This is a genomic window from Sulfuricurvum sp. (assembly GCF_028710345.1).
Classification (GTDB): domain Bacteria; phylum Campylobacterota; class Campylobacteria; order Campylobacterales; family Sulfurimonadaceae; genus Sulfuricurvum.
The window spans coordinates 1-20,385 of record NZ_JAQTUH010000014.1; the positions used below are offsets into that span (position 1 = coordinate 1).

Consider the following 20,385-nt stretch of genomic DNA (forward strand, 5'->3'; position numbering starts at 1 on the left):
TGGTAGGGAGGGTAAATTTATGGCAGTTTTGAACTCCAACCCATTTCACTTTTTGGACAACACCTTCTGTCGTTATTACTTCATCTCCGATAGAGAGTGATTCGACATTGGTTGTTCCGTTCGGGGTGGTGATGAGGGTGCCTGACATAAAACAAATAGGGATAGTAGTTGCTGTAGTGTTATAAGCTCCCGAAGTTTCATAACTGCCCACAACACTATTGCTTAAAATTCGAGTTTCTGTTCCAAAGACAAATACAGGATTTCCGTATTGATCAACACCCTGATATACTGCAGAGCCGTTATATACATACGAATTCGCACCACCGCTCGCAGAAAAAGTGACAGACTCACCTATTGTTAAAACTCCATCCGCACTAGATTCGGTGACAGTAACATTAACTATCCCATCTGAATAATCAATGGTTCCACTTGAATTAACACTCATACTTGCATAACCATACGTGTATGTAATACTTGCCATTCTTTAACCCTTTTTAAATATTGTTTACTATTATTATTTTATAAATAAACTTAAATATTGATAAAAAAATAGATAGTTTTTGCATTATTATTTAAGCAATATCTACGATCAAAATGAATGAAGAAGTCCAATGTGAAAAATAGTAGCTCTTTTTGGTTAGTATGAGTGCCTTACGCACTCACACTAACCTCAGAAGCAAAAAGTTCTAACGCTCTTATCTCCAAACGCTCTTTAATCGCTTTAGGAAGTTGACGTTGTGACATAGCACGAGGAAGAGATAGTTCTCCTGTTTGGTTCAAACTCTCATCTGAACCATAAAGGGTTATATATTGAGATATAGTATTTTCTATTATGATTTAAATTCTGATTTAGTCCAATGCAAATCGGTCGTTTTATAATGGGCAAAACAGTGAAATGCGACGGTATGATACAGTTCAAATACATTATAGAGGATAATATCAATCTCACCATTTTTAAATGAATCAAAATTTTCGGCTAAGTAACGGGATAATGATCGGCTCATTAATCCCGGTCCGCTAGAGAGCCAAACGGATTCAGTCGAGCCATTTTCATAATCCTCAATCAAAGAATCAAGTGCATATTTTACAATAGGATGAGAGGGAGAGATGGCTAAAAAATTATTTCCAGATGATCCAAAATGTTCTTGGTAGCCAACAAAATCATAATGACGAATTATATCACTGACATTTCCTAGACATCGGTCATCTGCATCAGCATAGACACCACCTAAAACGTATAAAGCTGCTAATCTGAAAATATCACTTTTATTCGCTGGAGATTTAGCATGACGATAAACTTGTGTAAGGGAAGCGCCAAAATGTTCCATAATAAATGATTTAGCCGAACTATCATCAAAAGTATAAATATTCCATCCGCTATGATAATCTTCCCATGTTTGCATCAACTCGATAATATCCTCAGGAATCGTTGATGTATCCCAAAAACGGATAATATTATGAGGTATTTTTTGAAGAGATGGTTTGAAAGTTTGAGAAAATAAGCCTAACTTACGCAAATGCACTAACCAAGCTATTGATGAGGCAAGATTATGCGAATATTCAAGTACTATATTACGTAAAGCTTCAGTATCCGAAGCAATAAGAGATTTTCTTAAATGGGCACATAGCTCTTTTTCAAGCAAAAATTCATTTAGTATTTGACCATGAATACTTTGTGTAGGATTTTTAATAGCTTGGGTTTTATCATTGCAACGATCTAGTTGAATTTGATTAGCTTCATCGATAGCAAAACTTAATAATGCAGAAGTCATAGTCTCATGATAATATCGTTTAGATGGTTTACTCTGTCGTTCTGCTTCAAGATAGTATTGATATGCTTCATCTATTTTCCAAAGCATAAATGAAAACTTACCACGTAACATGGAGAGAGATTCATTATTAAATATTGACTCTTTTTGAGATTCAATCAATAAACATTGTGCTTCATCAAATAATCCTTTATTAAGAAGTTCTAAAAACAAATGGTTAATTAAAGATTGGTGCTTCTTAAATTGTTCTAAAGAATTTGCAAGAATAGTGCGAATTTCACTATAAAGTCCATCTCGTCGAAACATGGAACATTTTTGAATAATAGTCTTTGGCTCTAATACAAAGTTTTCTTCGACAGATTGCAAAAGTTCATAAGCTTGTCTTTTGGAAATCCAACGAAATAAACTTTCGATAAATGATAAATTTATATCAAGATTGAGAGGATATTTTTCATAAGCTGTTTTAATGATTTCTAGTGCTTTTTTAGAATCATTCATCCTTCTGTAAATATTAGATTCAATTAACAATTTTTTTTCATAATCATTATCATGTTCTTTGATTTTTGATAAAATTATTAGTGAATCATTTAAACGCCCAACATTAAAGTATAGCCTAGCTAAGCGAAAAGAAAAAGCAGTGTTATCGTTTAAGCTCTCTAAAAAAATAATAGCATCATGTAAACGACCCATATCCATTAAAATAGCTATGTATAAATTATTAAACCCTAAATGATTAGGAAACTTTTTTCTTGCATCTTCTACTAAAAAGAAAGCTTTTTCACTATTTCCACTCTGTTTATAAGCATTAATGAGGCCCTGTAATGGACCTGGTACGTCTTGACGAATTGCTCTTGCATTTTCAAAATAAATTATTGCATTATCATATTCTTTTAATTCATGTAGATAAAACTGTGCAAGCTTTACATTTGTACCATGATTTAAAGGATTTTTACTAAGTTCCTCTTTTAAAAGTATCAACATCATTATTTTAAATCTTTATCGCTTCAATCCATTGGTGGTTGCAAGCATCTCATCACTTGTTGTAATCACTTTTGAATTTGCATCATAGGCACGTTGACCCGTAATCAAATCGGTAAGTTCAACAACCAATTGAACATTGGATAATTCCGTAAATCCTTGACGAATAATTCCTAATCCTGTTTCTCCAGGTATCCCCTCTACCGGTTGACCCGAGCTGTCTGTTTCTATAAAAAGGTTATCCCCCATAGCATGGAGACCTGCCGGATTAATAAAATTGGTTAATGACATTTGACCAACTTGTGTCGCTTGAGCTTGACCCGGTTGCGTCACACTGACAATTCCATCTGTCCCAATAGTCACATTAATAGCATCTTCAGGGATAACAATTTCAGGAATGAGCGTGTATCCATCTGAGTTTACCAATGTCCCATTCTGATCCACTTTTAAAGCACCGTTTCGTGTATACACTTCTGTTCCGTTCGGAAGCTGAAGCTTTAAAAACCCTTTTCCGGTAATTGCCAAATCCAATGGGTTCTCAGTTTGCTTGAGACTCCCTTCGGAAAATATTTTGTTAATAGCCGTCGGTCGAACCCCAAGCCCCACCTCAATCCCTGTCGGTGATTTGGTAGTATCACTCGTAGAAGTTCCGGCGTAAGTCATCACTTTGTACATCAAATCGGCAAATTCAGCACGTGATTTTTTGTATCCCATAGTATTGACGTTGGCAATATTATTGGCGGTAGTATCGATTTGTGTTTGCATTGCCAACATTCCGGTCGAGCTGGTATAGAGTGATTGCATCATGGTTTTATCTCCTTAATTATCGGTGAGTTACGGCGATTTTTTCTATCGCATCACGGTTCATGTCATTCATTTGGGCATCCATCGCTTTTTGATACATCCCTACAAGGCGATTAGCTTCTACAAGTGCAACCATTTCATTGACCGCATTGACGTTACTTTTTTCGGTGTATCCTTGCATCACATTGCCACTATTATCAATCGGTGTAAGCTCTTCAGCAGGATCAGGAATATACAACCCATCTCCCTCTTTTTTAAGCATACGTAGATTCTGAGGTTCAACAATCATCAGTTGCTTATTGGCAACCATCTTGGTACTTCCTGGGATATTATTAGAAATTAATCCGTTTCTATCGATAGTCACTATTTCATCTTGAGGATTTATTGTTATTGTTGATTTGGACTTAAAGTAGTCATTTGGAAGGACTTCATACCCTTGCTTAGTAACCAATTTCCCATCACCATTGAGGGTAAATAAGCCATCACGTGTTAAACGTATACCTTGAGGAGTTTGTACCGCAAAAAACTGTCCCTCCTTCCCTAAAGCAACATCCAATGTGTTATCTGTTTTTTGAAGTGTACCTTGAGAAAAATCGGTATAAGAGTCTGTAATCTGCGGTACACGAGAAAGAGAACGGTTTAAAAATTGTGCTGATTCAGTCGTATTATTATTGAGTGGAAGAGTATCTCTTGCTTCTTTGTAAAGACGAGCAAAATCTCCGGTAATAAGCTGATCATGCTTATAGCCAGCAGTATTTGCATTGGCTAAATTGGTAGCAATAGTGTCCATACGATTAAACTGTGCGACCATACCGCCTGTAGCAGCATAATATCCCGTTTGCATGTGTCTTCCTTGAGATCGTAATAATCGAGTTAAAGCAAAGAGTATTCCACTTTTAAATTTGTTCATAAATTTTATTAATCACTAAAATAGGTGAGTTTTAAGAAAATCTCGGTATAATCCGATTCTTTTTAAAACCGCAAGGGAGCCCTCCACGTATGAGCGTCAAAGATTTAAACAAACATCTCGAAACCTTGTTTTCCGAACATAAATCGAAAAACTGCTTAACGTATGAAGTAATCGTCGAAGCGTACGATAAACAACCTACTCTTGCGCAAGCCAAAAATATTTTAAAATTGGCCGAAAAATATAAAATTTGTCTATTCACTTCGTCTGAACATGCAAAAATTCTGAATCAACAAGAAGCAGATGCACGACGTGTTGCACAACTAAAATACATCGAAGAAGCGAGCAGCGATCAATTCGATATCCTGAAACAACATGAGCTATTAGAGTGGTCACGATCGGATTCTCCGGTACGTATGTATTTACGTGAAATGGGGCAGATTCCTCTTTTAAGCAAAGAAGAAGAGGTCGAAATCTCTAAACGGATGGAGATGGGTGAGGGAATCATCATCGATGCTATCTGTTCTGTCCCCTATCTGATCGATTTTATCCTCGATTATAAAGATCCATTAATCAACCGTGAGCGCCGTGTTAAAGAGCTTTTTAAAAGCTTTGAAGATGGTGAAGACGAAGATAGTGATGTTGAAGTCGATGACGATGAGGATAGTGATGAGGATGAAGTTAACGAAAAAGCTCCATCCGCAAAAGATAAAAAACGGATTGAAAAAGTTGTCACTTCGTTTAAAGCACTCGAAAAAGCGAAAAAAGATTGGGCGAAAGCAACTGAGAAAATGCTCGATGAGCGACCACTCGAAGAGATGGACGGAGACTATGTCCTCTTTTTCCTCAATGTTAGTTTTAAGAAAAAAACCCTTAAAGAAGCTTTGCTCGATCTTGGACCAACCTCTAAACTCATCAATGAACTTGTACGATCGATGGAGACAGCCCTTCGCAGTGATGAGGGGTTTGATCGTGAACTTAAACGTTTGGAGTACAAACTTCCTTTGTTTAACGATCAACTCAAAAAAAATCACACTATTATTTTAGAAAAAATTTGTGATTTAACCAAAGAAGAGATCGCTACAAAAGTTCCCGAAGCAACCATGGTCAGTACCTATATGGAGATCAAAAAATTGATTCAGACCAAAGAGGCTTCTAAAGGGGGCTTCAATATGGAGCCTGAAAAATTAGCTGATATTTTGGAGCAGATAAAACGGGGTAAAAATATTTCCGAAGTTTCTAAAACTCGTATGGCAAAATCGAACCTCCGTCTCGTGGTCTCTATCGCGAAACGCTATACCAACCGCGGTTTGCCATTCTTGGATTTGATTCAAGAGGGAAATATCGGTTTGATGAAAGCGGTCGATAAATTCGAATACCAAAAAGGGTACAAATTCTCGACCTATGCGACATGGTGGATTCGTCAAGCGATTAGCCGTGCTATCGCTGACCAAGCACGTACGATCCGTATTCCGATTCATATGATTGAGACGATTAACCGAATTAATAAAATTATGCGTAAACATCTCCAAGAGCACGGAAAAGAGCCGGATGTTGAAACCATCGCAGAAGAAGTTGGCTTATCGGTTGAGAAAGTTAAAAACGTTATCAAAATCACCAAAGAACCAATCTCTCTCGAAGCTCCTATCGGAAATGAAGAAGATGGCCGTTTCGGTGACTTTATCGAAGATAAAATGTCGATTTCACCGAGTGATGCAATCCTCAAAGATGATTTGAAAGTACAAATCGAAGGGGTTTTAGAACAACTCAATGAACGTGAAAAAGCGGTTATCAAAATGCGTTTTGGTATCATGGATGATGAAAGTGACCGTACTCTCGAAGAGATCGGAAAAGAGCTCAATGTTACCCGTGAGCGTGTCCGCCAAATCGAGAGCAGTGCAATCAAAAAACTTAAACACCCAAAAGTGGGTCGTAAACTTAAAAACTATATCGAGGACTAATGACGTTCGAACAACAATGGATTGAGTACGATTTTAATCCATTCGTCCTATTTAGCTCCAGCGGTAAAATTTTATCGCTTAATACCGAAGCCCAATATCTATTGGGTGTTACCAATGCTTCCTCACTATACGAGATTGCAATGACCTATGCTAACTCCTCTTTTGGATTTAAAACCACCTTCTTAGATTTAGAGTTTGGACGATTTAAATTTTTTGGGATTACGGTCGGGTATGAAAATGAAGAAGAAATCGGTATACGCCTCTATCAACTCCCCTCATTCAATATGGCGAAGCAAAAACCTCAAGGGCAATTAGTTAATATCTATACCCTCGTCGATTTATGTATTAGCTCCAACTCTATCGGTGGTTCTACCACCTATACCAAAGAGCTTGACCCTACCCTACCCGATATCAGACTCCATACTGACCTTTTTATCAAGCTTCTCAATAAAACCTATCAATCGTTTCACGATAATCACTCGATACTAACCCATCTCTTTTTTCGTGTGGGTGAACATGTTAAATTTGAAGGGGAGAAATACTCTTTATTTGCAGTCGAAGTGAGTGCACCGAACTTTAACCGCAAATACACTTCTGAATTAACCCATTTAGCGGAAGAAAATCACCTCTCAATCGATATTAAAGAGTCAAAAGTAACGATTAACATTCCAATGATTACCAAGTAAGCGGTTATAAAAACCACTTGCGTGCTAATACATAACCTGTGATAATTCCCACGCCCAATCCCACCATATAAGGGATAAGCTGAAGAGAATGGTTGTTTTGAAGTCCGAGAAAACCGAGAATTAAAAACGCATAGGGAAGCAAGCGATACATCGATACCCATGCCGCTCCGTTTTTAACCGTATTATGGACGATTTGCTGTTTTTGACGCGCTTTTTCCTCTTTAATCATCTGCTTAATATCGGTAATCTCTTCCTCACGCTCCTCTTCATACAAATCATAAGGATCCTCAAGCTCATCAATAACATCTTTACTATCATCGATTTCAGTATGTTCAACACGGCTTCGAATCATATTACGATAGGCATAAAGTGAGCCCATCGTAATAAGTGCACCAGAGAGAAGTGCCACCTCAAAACTAACAAATACCGCTTTTGAAATCAACCATAAAAGTAAAACACCTGCTTGTAAAGCTAAAATCAAAACAAGAGAATTTTTAATCTTCGTCATCGTCATCCACTTGTTTCCCCATATTGTATCGGGGATCTTTTGCTAACTTTTCAAACTCTTTGTATTGTTTGCTATAGGCTTTATAAACATTTAAAATAGCGGCGGCAATACCGATACCAACACCGACCCATAACAACCACGTTATCCCAGTGAGTTTTTTAAGACCTAAACCGATACCAACACCGATTAAAACAGCCACCACCATCGAAATACCGAGAGATAAAGACTCTGCCCCTTCGATGATTGGTTTAATACGGGGTTTGTGTTCTTCGTTTTCCATCTCATTCCTTTATTTGTAATTATTTATTATTAGCAATAATATTTTTAGTAATCTCTTTAAAAATTGGTAAATTATATCGAATCACATCTTCGATAATATGATCATCCGTACTATCATAATCGTGTGCTATATAATTACGAACGGCATTAATACCTTTTAAATCATTATTGGAAAAATGTTCTAAAACTGTAAATTCATTGTCGTCTTTAAGTTTTGAAAATTGTTCAGCAATTCGCACTAAGTTCATTCTAACTGCCGGCTTAATAATCTTATCTTCAATCGCTTGTGTAACTTTTACTTCATTTGATGAGAGTATAAAGTCAATATTTTCAATACATTCGATAATTTTTTCAAGCCTATTAATCGCACTAGACATAGATAATCTCTTTTAAAATCGCTTTATTCGCATCCGAAACAAAATCAACTTTTGCTTTAAATCTATTTTGCAATTCATTTCGTATTGTATCTATGCGCAAAAGTTTTGAAAAACCATCTTGGTATTTCATAGAAAATCGTTCATAATCCAAAGTGTATGCAATATCAATATCACTAAAATCGTTTTGTGTCTCTTTTGCAAAACTTCCAAACAGACCCAAAAGCAAAACACCCTCTTGTGCATACAACGGTTTGAGTTGTTTTAGTGTCAATAAAATATCATTCTTTGTAGACATCTAATCCCTCCATAATTTAAATTATAGCATGTAAAACTATCTGATTATAACTCTGAAAAAATCTTTTCCGCCGCTACAATCGTCTCTTCAATCATCGCATCAGTCGTAGCAGTAGAGATAAATCCTGTCTCAAACTGTGAACACGCAAAGTAAAACCCAGCATCGAGCATCGCCGCATGAAACTTGGCAAAGCGCGCCGTGTCGCTCTTCAATGCAGAGGCGAAATTGGTAACTTCTGTATCGCAAAAGAAAAATCCAAACATAGACCCTCTAACGTCGGTTTGCAGTCCGATATTATATTTGGCTGCTGCTTCCGCAAATCCACTCATCAAACGTTTTGCCCGCTCTTCGAGAACACTAAATACCCGTCCGTTTGTTTTAAGTTTACGAATTGATGCCAATCCTGCCGCCATCGCCACAGGGTTACCACTGAGAGTTCCTGCCTGATACACGCCCCCCTCAGGCGAAAGGTGAGCCATAATCTCACGACGTCCGCCGAATGCACCAACGGGCATACCGCCGCCGATAACTTTTCCGAGTGTTACCAAATCGGGTTTGGTTCCTGTGATGCTCTCTGCACCGTGTAGACATGCTCGAAAACCACTCATCACTTCATCAAAAATGAGAAGAGCACCATACTCATCACATACAACTCTTAGCTCTGCGAGAAAATCTTTGGTTGCGGGGACGAGACCCATATTTCCAGCAATCGGTTCGATAATGACACAGGCAATTCCCGGACTATCTTGGAAACATTTTTTGACGCTTTCAATGTTGTTGTATTCGGCTAGAAGCGTATGTTTAGTAAAGTCTGCTGGCACTCCCGGAGAACTCGGTGTTCCGAATGTCACGGCACCTGAACCCGCTTGAACTAGCAGTGCATCACTGTGACCGTGGTAGCATCCTGTGAATTTAACGATGTCATCACGTCCAGTGAATCCGCGAGCGAGACGGATGGCACTCATCACCGCTTCGGTTCCACTACTGACGAAACGGATTTTCTCGATGGAATCATAGATAGAGATAATAAGCTCCGCAAGTTCTGATTCCGCTTCAGTCGGCGCACCGAAACTAAGACCGTGTTTGACCGCTTCGATTACCGCATTTTCGATAGATTCATCACGATGTCCGAAAATCAACGGTCCCCAGCTCTGGACATAATCGACGTAACGATTTTCATCGATATCGACCAAATAACCGCCCTCTCCACGCGAAATAAAACGGGGAATCCCACCGACGCTTTTAAAGGCACGTACAGGGGAGTTTACACCGCCTGGGATAAGATTTTGGGCTTTTTCAAAGGCTGTAACAGAGTGTTCAATAGTCATACAATATTTTCCTTGCAAGTTAGTACACTATTATATCCTTAGCTCCATTAACCTCAAATAATACCATTTACGCTTGTTTGGCTATAATTCTCTAATACTTAACAAATCATTTGGATTTCATGCAACAACGAACTACTTCTTTTTCTATTTATGGATTGATTATTGCGCTACTCGTCCATTTGGTTGTTGTTTTGCTCATTTTAATAATTCCTGCCCCTCCTCTAGCACCAAAAGCAGATAAACCCGAAGAATCACGCTTTAAAGTTTCTCTTAAAGAACGATCAATAGTTTTAAAAAAGTCATTAGTCACAAACACTATCCCAAAAATTACCCAAGCACAACCAATCCCTCATGGAGAACAGTTAGAAATACCAACACCAACAAAGATGCAACCGCAAGTTGAATCTAAAATTGAACCCGCCAAACCATTATCTCAGCCACTGCCTCCACAAGCACTACCTGTTACACCCGAACCAAAAAAAGCGTTTGAGCGTCATGTTGCTAAAATAGTTGCCGATATTGATCGACAACCTCAACCAAAAAAAGAACAAGGCTTATACGATATTTTATCAAGACCTGATACGGTTAATAAGACATCTTCTTCTCCTACTGCAAAGTTAAATAACAACATTAAAAAACTTTACGGTAATAAATTTGAGGAACTTTCTGAAGCAGAACAACAATATATCGAAGATAATCTCGATGAGATTGGAGGCATCTATCAAAAAACTTTAAATCGCGTAGGTGATTCTAAAATTCCAGATGGTTATTATCTTAATAGTCAGAATCTAATCGAATTTTACCTATATCCCGATGGTAATATTTCAGAAATCCGATTTATAAAAAAGGGACAATCAGAATTAGTGGATAAGGTCACACAAATGGCAATTGAAACATCCTATCATAAATTTCCTCGTCCCCGACAAAAAACACTTATACGAGCTACAACTAAGTATTTTATGAACTAAACTAGCGTTTTAACAACCGCCAATGCCCCTTTGTATATCGGCTCATCGATAAATCCGAAACGCTCATCACTAAACCCGCTCATTCCTAGCGCAGCATGTTCTTCAAACAATCGGATAATTTCATAACATCTCTCTATCTCAGAAATAGTATGTCCAAATATATCATGGATCAATTCAACTTGATCAGGGGAGATACACCCTTTTGCATCAAATCCAATCATTTTTTCAAGTTCTAGCCAATGTCTGAGCCCTTCGCTATTTTTATAGTCTTGGTAGACAAAAGAGACGGCTTTTACTCCACATGCACGACTTGTAATCAAAAAGTGGGAAAGTATATATTGCAATGCCGGATTATCAGGAAGTAAAAGGGAGTGAGAAAGTCCCAAATCGGCAAAAAGGTCCAATATCCCTAAATAATATGCTTTTATACGAGGATGTATCGCCAGTGAAGATAATCCTAACCACGCCTCTTTGGTTTCAATAGAGAGATGAACTTCAATATTTTCATCAATCAATTCCAAAGCACGCTCTACATCAGCAACCGTCCTAATTTTAGGGATGCGTATCCCATCGGGCTTAAAAGGGTTTAAATAGGCTATCTCTTCACATCCCCCTTCATCCAAAGGATTGACACGGACGATAAGTTTCTTATCACATTGTGTATTGGATGAAAGGGCAAGTGCACATAACACCAGTGCATAGGGCTTTTGTTCGGCACTCACACCGTCTTCGAGATTAAGCATAATGCATTCGGCATTAATTGTAGGAATTTTAAGAAGATGTTTAAGATTATGGGTTGAGAGCATAAGGGCTGAACGCCATGAAAGAGAGTGATTTTGTAGACGTTCGGTAGGGATTGCCAACCCTTTTATTCCCTCTAAATCGTGAAATTTAAGTAAATCAATGAGACGGTTTTGGTGTTTGTGCAGCATGTTTAAATTCCTCACGATGAAGATAATAAAAAAGGGTTTGAATCTCCGTATCGGTAAGATAATAACGCGGCATACCAATAATTTTACTATTTACACGGGTATAAAATTGGGCAAAAGTAATTTTATTAATCGGTGTCCCTTCAAAGACTTTTTTTTCACCTTCTTCCTTGTAGGTGGCTATCTTTTTCCCCTCACCTAATTCCCCATGGCACATTTGACATCCAATACCGCGAGGATTATGGTAAAGATTTGCGGCATACTCTTCTTTGGTAATAAATGAGGTGGCACTATAGAGTTGAAGGGCAATCAACAAAACAAATACTACTTTCACGTAACCCCTTTAACCAACTGTTAGTTATTTATCGGTATCATACCCAAAAACAATTTTACGGTGACTAAATGCAATTATTAGATGGGAAAGCACTCGCACAAAAAATCGAGCAAAGAGTCTCAAGTGAAGCGAAAAAACTCAAACAAGAGACAGGGAGAGTCCCTGGATTAGCCGTTATACTCGTTGGTCATGATCCGGCGAGTCAAGCCTATGTCGGGATGAAGAAAAAAGCGTGTGACCGTGCAGGATTTTATTCCGTAACTCATGAAATGCCCGATGATATCTCCCAAGATGCCATCGTTAAAACCATCGAAATGATGAATACCAATCCAAACATTGATGGTATTTTGATTCAATTACCCCTCCCTAGCCACATCGATACCACTAAAATTCTCGAAGTAGTCGCACCGAATAAAGACGTTGATGGGTTTCACCCTTATAACGTAGGTCGCCTAGCAACTGGACTAGATGGCTTTGTTCCGTGTACACCACTAGGGGTTATGGAACTTTTAAGCGAATACAACATCGATCCAAAAGGGAAAAACTGCTGTGTTGTCGGTGCATCCAATATCGTCGGAAAACCGATGGCGGCACTCTTACTTAACGCTAATGCTACGGTTGAAATTTGTCATATTTTCACCGATGATTTGAAAAAACACACCCTTGCAGCCGACATTATCCTCGTCGGTGCCGGTGTTATTAATCTCATTAAAGAAGATATGGTGCACCCCGATGCTATCGTTATTGATATCGGAATCAACCGCGCTCCGGATGGTCGTCTAGTAGGAGATGTCGATTTTGATGCCGTTGCACCAAAAACCTCTTATATTACACCAGTGCCTGGGGGAGTTGGACCGATGACTATCGCTATGCTCCTCTCTAATACCCTTAAAGCTGCACAAAACAATACAAAAGAGAACTAAATGAAGAAAAAAATATTTAACGCTGCCCATAGTGCTTACAAATTTTCAAATACATGGACAGGGACAGTCATTATTGTATTGTTTGTGATCTTTTTCGTAGCACAAGCATTTAAAATCCCGAGTGGATCGATGAAAGATTCTTTGCTAGTGGGAGATCACCTATTTGCCAAAAAATTTGCTTATGGTATTTCAACACCCCATATCCCGTTTCTCGAAATCCCTCTAATACCAGGCACTGATGGTCATATACTAGATGGAGACGCTCCTAAGCGCGGTGATATCGTTATTTTTCGCTATCCAAATGATACTAAAATGCATTACGTCAAACGCTGTGTCGGTTTACCGGGTGATGAGCTTTTTGTCATGGATAAAATTCTCTATATCCATCCACATGAAGGGGATGAATACGCCAAAAAAGCATTTGCAGGATATGAATTGGTAAATGTTGATGGTAAACTTTGGGTCAAAGATCCTTATACTAAAGAGCATGAGGGTATTCACCATGATGATCATATCGTCGATAACGGTGTATTTCCGATAGAAATTTTCAATTTTGGTCCTATCCAAGTACCTGAAAATGAATATTTTATGATGGGTGATAATCGTGACCACTCTAATGATAGCCGTTTTTGGGGAGCTGTACCATATGGGTTAATCGAAGGGACACCATGGTTTGTCTATTTCAGTATCGATGATGATTATAAAGTCCGCTGGGATCGTATTGGAAAAACACCGCATGATTTGGAACAAGGTGGCATTTTAAAACGTGCACAAGAAAAACGGATGATTGAAGACGCAAACAGTAATGAACTTAACTGATTTTTCACCTATCATCGCTTCAATCCTAGCATTACTCATTGCTATTATCGGGCATGAAATTATGCACGGTTGGGTCGCATACAAATACGGAGATTCTACCGCTAAAAGCATGGGGAGACTTAGTCTTAATCCACTGGTTCACATTGACCCTTTTGGCTCTATTCTCGTCCCTTTAATGACCTATTTTATCCCTGTACTTTTAGGAGCTTCAAGCGGATTTTTATTCGGATGGGCAAAACCGGTTCCGGTCAATATGCAAACCGTTCTCCGTAACGGCGGTTATAACGCGGCAATACAAGTAAGTTTAGCGGGGATCGTCTACAACCTTTTTTCGGCGACACTATTTTCTGTCATACTCACTTCACTATACACTCCAGAAACAAGAGATAGCTTTTTGATTCTTCTCATATTGTCATTAGTACAAATCAATGTCATCCTTGCTGTATTAAATCTTTTGCCGATTCCGGGATTTGACGGTGCTCATTTTGTAGGCTATCTTGCCCTAAAATTCAAACTCTATAAAGTCGCTCAATTTTTCGCTAAAGCCGAACCTTATGGAATGATTGTTATTATCATCATTTTAATGACGCCGCTCAAAATACCTCTTATATTTTGGCCGACACAAATGCTATTGCAACTACTACTAAGTTAAGGAAAAAAATGAAATTTTACGTCGCAACCGATCATGCCGGAATCGATATGAAAAACTTTACTGTTGAGCTTTTACGCTCTAAAGGACACGAAGTCATTGATTTAGGACCGTTTGATAAAGAGCGGGTTGATTATCCCGATTATGCCGTAAAAGTGTGTGAAAATGTCCTCGCCGATAGCGTATCTCACGGTATTTTGATCTGTGGATCAGGAATCGGTATGTCAATGGCAGCTAACCGTCATCACGGTATCCGTGCTGCACTCTGCCACGATGCTTATACGGCTACGGTAGCTCGCGGACACAATGATGCCAATGTGTTATGTTTCGGAGAGCGTATCGTGGGTCAAGGGGTAGCTGAATCGATTGTAGATGCATGGATAGCAGGAAAGTTTGAAGGTGGTCGTCATTGCGGCCGTGTCGATAAAATCGAAGCTATAAAAGGGTAAATAATGTTTCTAGAGTGGTCACTTCTTACGATTGTTACGTTAGGTGCACTGTTTTTCTTAGTGAAAATGTTCTATTTTCGCAGTATTACCGTCAAAGAACAACGTTCCAGTGAAATGATGAAACTGACCCTTAAAGAGGCAGAAATTTTGATTCGAAAATACCAAATACAGCTTCAACGAGCACTAGGAAATGTTGATATTCTTAGTGAAGAGTTGAACAATCTCCGTAATGAAGTCAAAATGCTCAAACAACGCAACTCTAAACATCGTATTGATACCGATCGTCTCCAAAGTAAAATTAGAGAGCTTGAAGGTCGTATCGATGCACTTATTTAACCAAAAAGGATTTGTGTGAATCTCTCCCAAGAACAAATAAATTTTCTTAATCACTCCATTCGAGATATTCCCGATTTTCCAAAACCGGGTATTATTTTTAAAGACATAACCACCCTCCTCTCGAACAAAGATGCCTATGCACTTTTGATGAATCATTTATATGAAAAATACAGCAGTTACAATCTCACACATATTGCAGGAATCGATGCTCGCGGGTTTATTTTTGGTGCTGCATTGGCTCAAATGCTCGGAATCGGTTTTGTCCCTATCCGTAAAAAAGGGAAGCTTCCCTATACTACCGTATCGGAAAAATACTCTCTCGAATACGGTGTCGATGAAGTAGAAATTCATATCGATGCCTTTACACAAGTAGAACATCCCAAAGTCCTCCTTATCGATGATCTCATCGCTACTGGTGGGACAGCATATGCGGCAGCCAATCTTATCAACAAAGTGGGAGCGGAGTGTGTCGAAGCATGCTTTATTATGGGGCTCACCTTTTTAGACGGCCAATCAAAATTAAAGACATTAACCAATGTCTACACTGTTATCGGAGTCGATTAATGTATATCCCATCCCCTTCTAAATTCGATCCGGTTGACGGACATTTTGGCATTTTTGGAGGACGTTACGTCCCTGAAACCCTTATGCCTGCCCTTTTAGAACTCGAAGCCGCTTACAAAGAAATTCGTTTTGATGAAACTTTTTGGAGCGAGGTAGACGGGTATTTGACTGATTACGTCGGTCGTCCGAGTCCTCTCTATTTTGCCGCCAATCTCTCCGAAGAGTTAGGGGCTAAAATTTACCTCAAACGCGAAGATCTCAACCATACCGGTGCTCATAAAGTTAACAACGTTATCGCCCAAGGATTAATGGCAAAACGTTTGGGTAAGAAAAAAGTAATCGCCGAAACGGGAGCTGGTCAACACGGTGTCGCGACGGCTACCATCGCCGCACTGCTTGGACTTGAATGCGAAATCTTTATGGGTGCCAAAGACGTAGCACGCCAAGAACTCAACGTCTTTCGTATGAAACTCCTCGGAGCGAAAGTTCACGCGGTAGAGAGTGGGTCTAAAACACTCAAAGATGCGATGAATGATGCGATTCGCCACTGGGTCACCCATGCACGCGATACGTTTTACATTATCGGTACCGTTGCAGGTCCTCACCCTTATCCAATGATGGTACGCGATTTTCAAGCGATTATCGGGTGTGAAGCGCGTGCTCAGATTTTGGAAAAAGAGAACCGTCTCCCCGATTACGTCATCGCCTGTATCGGCGGAGGGAGCAATGCCATCGGAACATTCCAACACTTCCTTGAAGACAAAGAGGTTCGCTGTATCGGAATTGAAGCAGGAGGATTGGGAGTTGAAACCGACAAGCACGGTTGTTCTCTCCTAAAAGGACGTCCAGGAGTATTGCACGGTCAAATGAGCTACCTTCTCCAAGACGACGACGGTCAAATCCTCGAAGCCCACTCCATCTCAGCAGGGTTGGATTATCCGGGGATTGGACCGGAACACGCTTTTCACAAAGATAACGATAATGTCGGGTATGACAATATTACCGACCAAGAAGCGTTGGATGCTTTCGTATGGCTATCTCGTGCTGAGGGTATTATTCCCGCTTTTGAATCGGCACATGCCGTCGCTTATCTCAAAAAGATGACCGATATCAAAGAAAAACTCATTATCGTCAACCTCTCCGGTCGCGGAGACAAAGATATGATGCAGGCAAAACAAATTTTAAATTTCGATAATTAAGGCTATCTGTGGAGCAACTGTTAATAGGATGGCTTAGAGAATACGGCTACATCGTCCTCTTTTTTTGGAGTATTTTAGAGGGAGAAATGGGGCTAATTATGGCCGGTATCTTCTCACACATGGGAGATATGTCTCTACCTGTCTCGATAGTAGTCGGTGGATTCGGCGGTTTTATCGGTGACCAAATTTATTTTTACATTGGTCGTTTTAACAAACGTTATATTCATAATAAACTCCGTTCTCAACGCCGTAAATTTGCGATTGCTCACCTATTACTTAAAAAATACGGTTGGCCGGTCATCTTTGTTCAACGTTATATGTACGGAATGCGTACCGTTATCCCTATGGCTATAGGTCTTACGCAATATTCAAGCCGCCAATTTGCCATAATTAACTTTATTAGTGCCATTTTTTGGGCAAGTATTACGATTATTCCTGCCTATTTCTATGGTGAAGAGATTTTAAATATCCTCAAATGGGTTAAAGGTCATTGGTTTTTTGCCATTCCTATGATTGGATTAATTGTTTGGGGAATCATTTACAATATGAATCGACTCGAAAAAAACCTTTTGGAGAAACGCCGTGAACGTCAAACTGTATAATAAACCTCTAGAGCAAATTGATGCTGAACTAACGTTGGAGTTTGTCAGTGCTAAAACCCTTGAAACCCATCCGCATTATGCACTTTTAACCCAAGCGGGGTTTAAAGGGGAGCAAGAACAAATCACTCCTTTGCATGAACACCGTTTGCTTATCTGCGGTATCGATAACACTCTGAGTGATGAGTTTTATCGCTCTGCAATGGCAACAGCTGTTAAAGCGGCGATGAACTACACATACACCTCACTCAAATGTGCCCAATATACTTCTGAGCGTTTTTCTGCATTGATAGAGGGGGCAGTGCTTGGTAGCTACAAATTTGAGCACTACAAATCCGAATCCAAACCTTCCAAACTAAGTGATATCATTTTTTCGAATGAAAACAGTGACGGAATATCCAACGAAATTGATTTGTTAGAAGCGACACTGAACCAAACGCTCATCATTGCTAAAGCAACCAATTTTGTCCGCACCTTGGTCAACCAGACTCCCTACGATATGACCCCGCAAATGATGGCGGTTACAGCAGACCAATTAGCCGGTAGTAATCACCTCGAATGCACTATCCTCGATGTCAACGGACTTGAGGAAGAGAAAATGAACGCGATGCTTGCCGTCGGTCGTGCTTCACATAACCCTCCTCGGCTCATTCACCTCGCGTACAAACCTAAAAATCCTCGCAAAGTAATCACTCTAGTGGGCAAAGGGCTCACCTATGACAGTGGCGGACTCAGTCTCAAAGCGGCAGCTTCCATGGTGACGATGAAAATGGATAAAGCGGGAGCGTGCGCCGTGATGGGAATCATCAAAGCGGTGAGCGAGCTAAAACTCGACATCGAAATACACGCGTTTGTCGGAGCGGTCGAGAATATGATCGGCGGAAACGCTTACAAACCTGATGATGTTCTGGTAGCCAAAAACGGTAAAACCATCGAAGTACGCAACACCGATGCTGAAGGTCGCCTCGTCCTCGCAGATGTTCTTGGCTACGCACAAGAGAACGTCAAAGCCGATTATATCTTCGACTACGCAACCCTCACAGGTGCGTGTATGGTCGCTCTAGGGCCTTATACGACAGGGATTATGGGACACAACGAAGCTCTCAAACAAGAGTGGCTCAACGCGGCAGAGCAAAGCGGTGAATACTGTGGAAACCTCCCGTTTAACCGCCACCTCAAAAAACTGATTAAAAGCGACCTCGCCGATGTATGCAACGTCTCTAGCAAACCCTACGGCGGAGCGATCACAGCCACCCTCTTCCTCGATAACTTCATCGATGAGGATATGAAACAAAAATGGGTACACTTCGACATCGCAGGTTCTGCCTATACCGAAAGCGCATGGGATGTTCACACCTACGGCGGAACGGGTGCGGGAGTGCGTATGAGTCTCAACTGGCTTATGGAACACTGCAAATAAATCTTCGTTCGTGGTGAGCTCAAGGAAACATCGCTTCGCGAGGGGTACCCTTGTTTTGTCGAACCATGAACTTTTTACCCTTCGAACGGATATAGAACACCTTAGCTCTCCCCTCAGTCACCACTCAACAACTCTGTATTATAATTGCGCCAATACTTTACGCATCGAAACACTATTAAGGATATATACAATGGGCTTATCAATCGGACTTGTCGGACTACCAAACGTCGGAAAATCAACTACTTTTAACGCACTCACTAAAGCACAAAACGCCGAAGCGGCAAACTACCCGTTCTGTACCATCGAACCGAACAAAGCTACCGTACCCGTACCGGACAAACGTCTCGATGCATTGGCTAAAATCGTTAATCCTGAACGTATTCAATACTCAACTCTCGATTTCGTCGATATCGCAGGTCTAGTAAAAGGTGCGAGTAAAGGGGAAGGATTGGGAAATAAGTTTCTCTCCAACATCCGTGAAACCGAAGTAATCCTCCAAATTGTCCGTTGTTTCGAAGATGATAATATCGTTCATACCGAAGGTCGTATCGATCCACTGCTCGATGTCGAAATCATCGAAAACGAGCTTATTTTTGCCGATATCGAAGTGCTGACTAACCGCATCGAACGTCTCAAAAAACAGGCAAAAAATGAGAAAGATGCCGTAGTGATGATGGCGTTCGCCGAAGAGTTGGCGGAGTTTTTAGCGGAAGGAAATCTTGCTCGTAACTTCCCAAAAGCCGATTCAGAAATGTATGAAAAGCTGATAAGTGAAACGCGACTTTTGAGTGCAAAAGAGATTATGTACGGTGCGAATGTTGATGAAGATGGTCTAACTGATGATAACGAATATGTTCAACGTCTCCGTGAACACGCCGCAAAACACGGATGTGAAGTAATCAAACTCTGTGCAAAAATCGAAGAAGAGCTTGTTGGTATGGAAGATGATGAGCGTGATGAATTTCTACGCGATATGGGTGTCGAAGAATCAGGATTAGAGCAAATCATCCGTAAAGGGTTTGATAAGCTCGGACTCATGAGCTACTTTACAGCAGGCGTTAAAGAGGTTCGCGCGTGGACAATCCGTAAAAACACTACCGCACCAAAAGCGGCTGCCGTCATCCATAATGATTTTGAAAAAGGGTTTATCCGTGCGGAAGTAATCGGGTATGATGATTACGTTACCTGCGGTGGTGAAAACAAATCTAAAGAAGCCGGAAAAATGAGATTAGAAGGAAAAGAGTATATTGTTGCTGATGGTGATATAATGCATTTTAGATTTAATGTTTAACCCTGTTTTAGGG

Annotated in this window: 25 protein-coding genes; 13 read left to right on the top strand and 12 right to left on the bottom strand. The window is 40.0% G+C overall.

Annotated elements, in window-relative coordinates; translation table 11 throughout:
• The 5 genes from PHC76_RS12975 to PHC76_RS12995 form a co-directional block, all read right to left on the bottom strand.
• A partial coding sequence (locus PHC76_RS12975; RefSeq protein WP_300210388.1) for a Hint domain-containing protein occupies window positions 1-481 on the bottom strand: 481 nt, incomplete at its 3' end.
• Between the two features lie 170 nt (window positions 482-651).
• On the bottom strand, window positions 652-780 hold the full coding sequence (locus PHC76_RS12980) for a hypothetical protein (protein ID WP_299972827.1): 129 nt from the start codon (window positions 778-780) through the stop codon (window positions 652-654).
• 50 nt (window positions 781-830) lie between these two features.
• Window positions 831-2,753: a glycosyltransferase gene (locus PHC76_RS12985; RefSeq protein ID WP_299972829.1), complete on the bottom strand. Its 1,923-nt coding sequence runs from the start codon at window positions 2,751-2,753 to the stop codon at window positions 831-833.
• Between the two features lie 12 nt (window positions 2,754-2,765).
• Window positions 2,766-3,554, bottom strand: coding sequence for a flagellar basal-body rod protein FlgG (flgG, locus tag PHC76_RS12990; protein ID WP_299972831.1), 789 nt, complete (start codon window positions 3,552-3,554; stop codon window positions 2,766-2,768).
• 16 nt (window positions 3,555-3,570) lie between these two features.
• A complete protein-coding gene (locus PHC76_RS12995; RefSeq protein ID WP_299972833.1) occupies window positions 3,571-4,395 on the bottom strand; it encodes a flagellar hook-basal body protein in 825 nt (274 codons plus the stop codon).
• Window positions 4,396-4,550: 155 nt separating this feature from the next.
• Between PHC76_RS12995 and rpoD the strand changes: the two genes are divergently transcribed.
• Together rpoD and PHC76_RS13005 are read left to right on the top strand one after the other, a co-directional pair.
• Window positions 4,551-6,419: an RNA polymerase sigma factor RpoD gene (gene rpoD, locus PHC76_RS13000; protein WP_299972834.1), complete on the top strand. Its 1,869-nt coding sequence runs from the start codon at window positions 4,551-4,553 to the stop codon at window positions 6,417-6,419.
• On the top strand, window positions 6,419-7,105 hold the full coding sequence (locus tag PHC76_RS13005) for a hypothetical protein (protein ID WP_299972836.1): 687 nt from the start codon (window positions 6,419-6,421) through the stop codon (window positions 7,103-7,105). The genes rpoD and PHC76_RS13005 overlap by 1 nt, the downstream gene beginning before the upstream one ends.
• Window positions 7,106-7,109: 4 nt before the next feature.
• Here PHC76_RS13005 and PHC76_RS13010 read toward each other — a convergent pair whose 3' ends face one another.
• The 5 genes from PHC76_RS13010 to hemL are packed head-to-tail and all read right to left on the bottom strand — an operon-like array spanning window position 7,110 to window position 9,892.
• Window positions 7,110-7,613 carry a hypothetical protein gene (locus tag PHC76_RS13010; protein WP_299972837.1) on the bottom strand — a complete coding sequence of 168 codons (504 nt, stop codon included), beginning with the start codon at window positions 7,611-7,613 and terminating at the stop codon, window positions 7,110-7,112.
• Window positions 7,600-7,893, bottom strand: a complete 294-nt coding sequence (locus PHC76_RS13015) for an AtpZ/AtpI family protein (protein WP_299972839.1) — start codon at window positions 7,891-7,893, stop codon at window positions 7,600-7,602. The genes PHC76_RS13010 and PHC76_RS13015 overlap by 14 nt, the downstream gene beginning before the upstream one ends.
• A gap of 19 nt (window positions 7,894-7,912) precedes the next feature.
• Entirely contained in the window at window positions 7,913-8,269 is a 357-nt protein-coding gene (locus tag PHC76_RS13020) for a HepT-like ribonuclease domain-containing protein (protein WP_299972841.1), read from the bottom strand.
• Window positions 8,262-8,564 (bottom strand): nucleotidyltransferase domain-containing protein, encoded by a 303-nt coding sequence (locus tag PHC76_RS13025; protein WP_299972843.1) that lies wholly within the window; start codon window positions 8,562-8,564, stop codon window positions 8,262-8,264. The genes PHC76_RS13020 and PHC76_RS13025 overlap by 8 nt, the downstream gene beginning before the upstream one ends.
• A 44-nt stretch (window positions 8,565-8,608) precedes the next feature.
• Complete coding sequence (hemL, locus tag PHC76_RS13030; protein WP_299972845.1) at window positions 8,609-9,892, bottom strand: glutamate-1-semialdehyde 2,1-aminomutase; 1,284 nt, start codon at window positions 9,890-9,892, stop codon at window positions 8,609-8,611.
• Window positions 9,893-10,011: 119 nt separating this feature from the next.
• On the opposite strand from hemL, the gene PHC76_RS13035 reads away from it, so the two are divergent.
• Window positions 10,012-10,860 (top strand): hypothetical protein, encoded by an 849-nt coding sequence (locus PHC76_RS13035; RefSeq protein ID WP_299972848.1) that lies wholly within the window; start codon window positions 10,012-10,014, stop codon window positions 10,858-10,860.
• On the opposite strand, the gene PHC76_RS13040 is transcribed toward PHC76_RS13035, so the two are convergent.
• Entirely contained in the window at window positions 10,857-11,792 is a 936-nt protein-coding gene (locus tag PHC76_RS13040; protein ID WP_299972850.1) for an aldolase/citrate lyase family protein, read from the bottom strand. The two genes, PHC76_RS13035 and PHC76_RS13040, sit on opposite strands and share 4 nt — an antisense overlap.
• Complete coding sequence (locus PHC76_RS13045) at window positions 11,761-12,123, bottom strand: cytochrome c (RefSeq protein WP_299972852.1); 363 nt, start codon at window positions 12,121-12,123, stop codon at window positions 11,761-11,763. Before PHC76_RS13045 ends, PHC76_RS13040 begins: the two co-directional genes overlap by 32 nt.
• Before the next feature lie 68 nt (window positions 12,124-12,191).
• Here PHC76_RS13045 and folD point away from each other — a divergent pair, with 68 nt between their 5' ends.
• The 10 genes from folD (at window position 12,192) to ychF (ending at window position 20,372) form a co-directional block, all read left to right on the top strand.
• Window positions 12,192-13,046 carry a bifunctional methylenetetrahydrofolate dehydrogenase/methenyltetrahydrofolate cyclohydrolase FolD gene (gene folD, locus PHC76_RS13050; protein ID WP_299972854.1) on the top strand — a complete coding sequence of 285 codons (855 nt, stop codon included), beginning with the start codon at window positions 12,192-12,194 and terminating at the stop codon, window positions 13,044-13,046.
• Complete coding sequence (gene lepB / locus PHC76_RS13055; RefSeq protein ID WP_299972855.1) at window positions 13,047-13,865, top strand: signal peptidase I; 819 nt, start codon at window positions 13,047-13,049, stop codon at window positions 13,863-13,865.
• Window positions 13,852-14,517 (top strand): site-2 protease family protein, encoded by a 666-nt coding sequence (locus PHC76_RS13060; RefSeq protein WP_299972857.1) that lies wholly within the window; start codon window positions 13,852-13,854, stop codon window positions 14,515-14,517. Before lepB ends, PHC76_RS13060 begins: the two co-directional genes overlap by 14 nt.
• Window positions 14,518-14,525: 8 nt before the next feature.
• Window positions 14,526-14,963, top strand: coding sequence for a ribose 5-phosphate isomerase B (rpiB, locus tag PHC76_RS13065; protein ID WP_299972859.1), 438 nt, complete (start codon window positions 14,526-14,528; stop codon window positions 14,961-14,963).
• 3 nt (window positions 14,964-14,966) lie between these two features.
• A complete protein-coding gene (locus PHC76_RS13070; RefSeq protein WP_299972861.1) occupies window positions 14,967-15,299 on the top strand; it encodes a hypothetical protein in 333 nt (110 codons plus the stop codon).
• Window positions 15,300-15,314: 15 nt separating this feature from the next.
• Window positions 15,315-15,863 (top strand): adenine phosphoribosyltransferase, encoded by a 549-nt coding sequence (locus PHC76_RS13075; RefSeq protein ID WP_299972863.1) that lies wholly within the window; start codon window positions 15,315-15,317, stop codon window positions 15,861-15,863.
• The gene (trpB, locus tag PHC76_RS13080; RefSeq protein WP_299972865.1) at window positions 15,863-17,062 is read left to right on the top strand and encodes a tryptophan synthase subunit beta; all 1,200 of its coding nucleotides are present in this window, start codon (window positions 15,863-15,865) and stop codon (window positions 17,060-17,062) included. Before PHC76_RS13075 ends, trpB begins: the two co-directional genes overlap by 1 nt.
• An 8-nt stretch (window positions 17,063-17,070) precedes the next feature.
• The gene (locus tag PHC76_RS13085; protein ID WP_299972866.1) at window positions 17,071-17,664 is read left to right on the top strand and encodes a DedA family protein; all 594 of its coding nucleotides are present in this window, start codon (window positions 17,071-17,073) and stop codon (window positions 17,662-17,664) included.
• A complete protein-coding gene (locus tag PHC76_RS13090) occupies window positions 17,645-19,081 on the top strand; it encodes a leucyl aminopeptidase (protein ID WP_299972868.1) in 1,437 nt (478 codons plus the stop codon). The genes PHC76_RS13085 and PHC76_RS13090 overlap by 20 nt, the downstream gene beginning before the upstream one ends.
• Before the next feature lie 190 nt (window positions 19,082-19,271).
• Window positions 19,272-20,372, top strand: coding sequence for a redox-regulated ATPase YchF (gene ychF / locus PHC76_RS13095; RefSeq protein WP_299972869.1), 1,101 nt, complete (start codon window positions 19,272-19,274; stop codon window positions 20,370-20,372).
• Window positions 20,373-20,385: the final 13 nt, after the last annotated feature.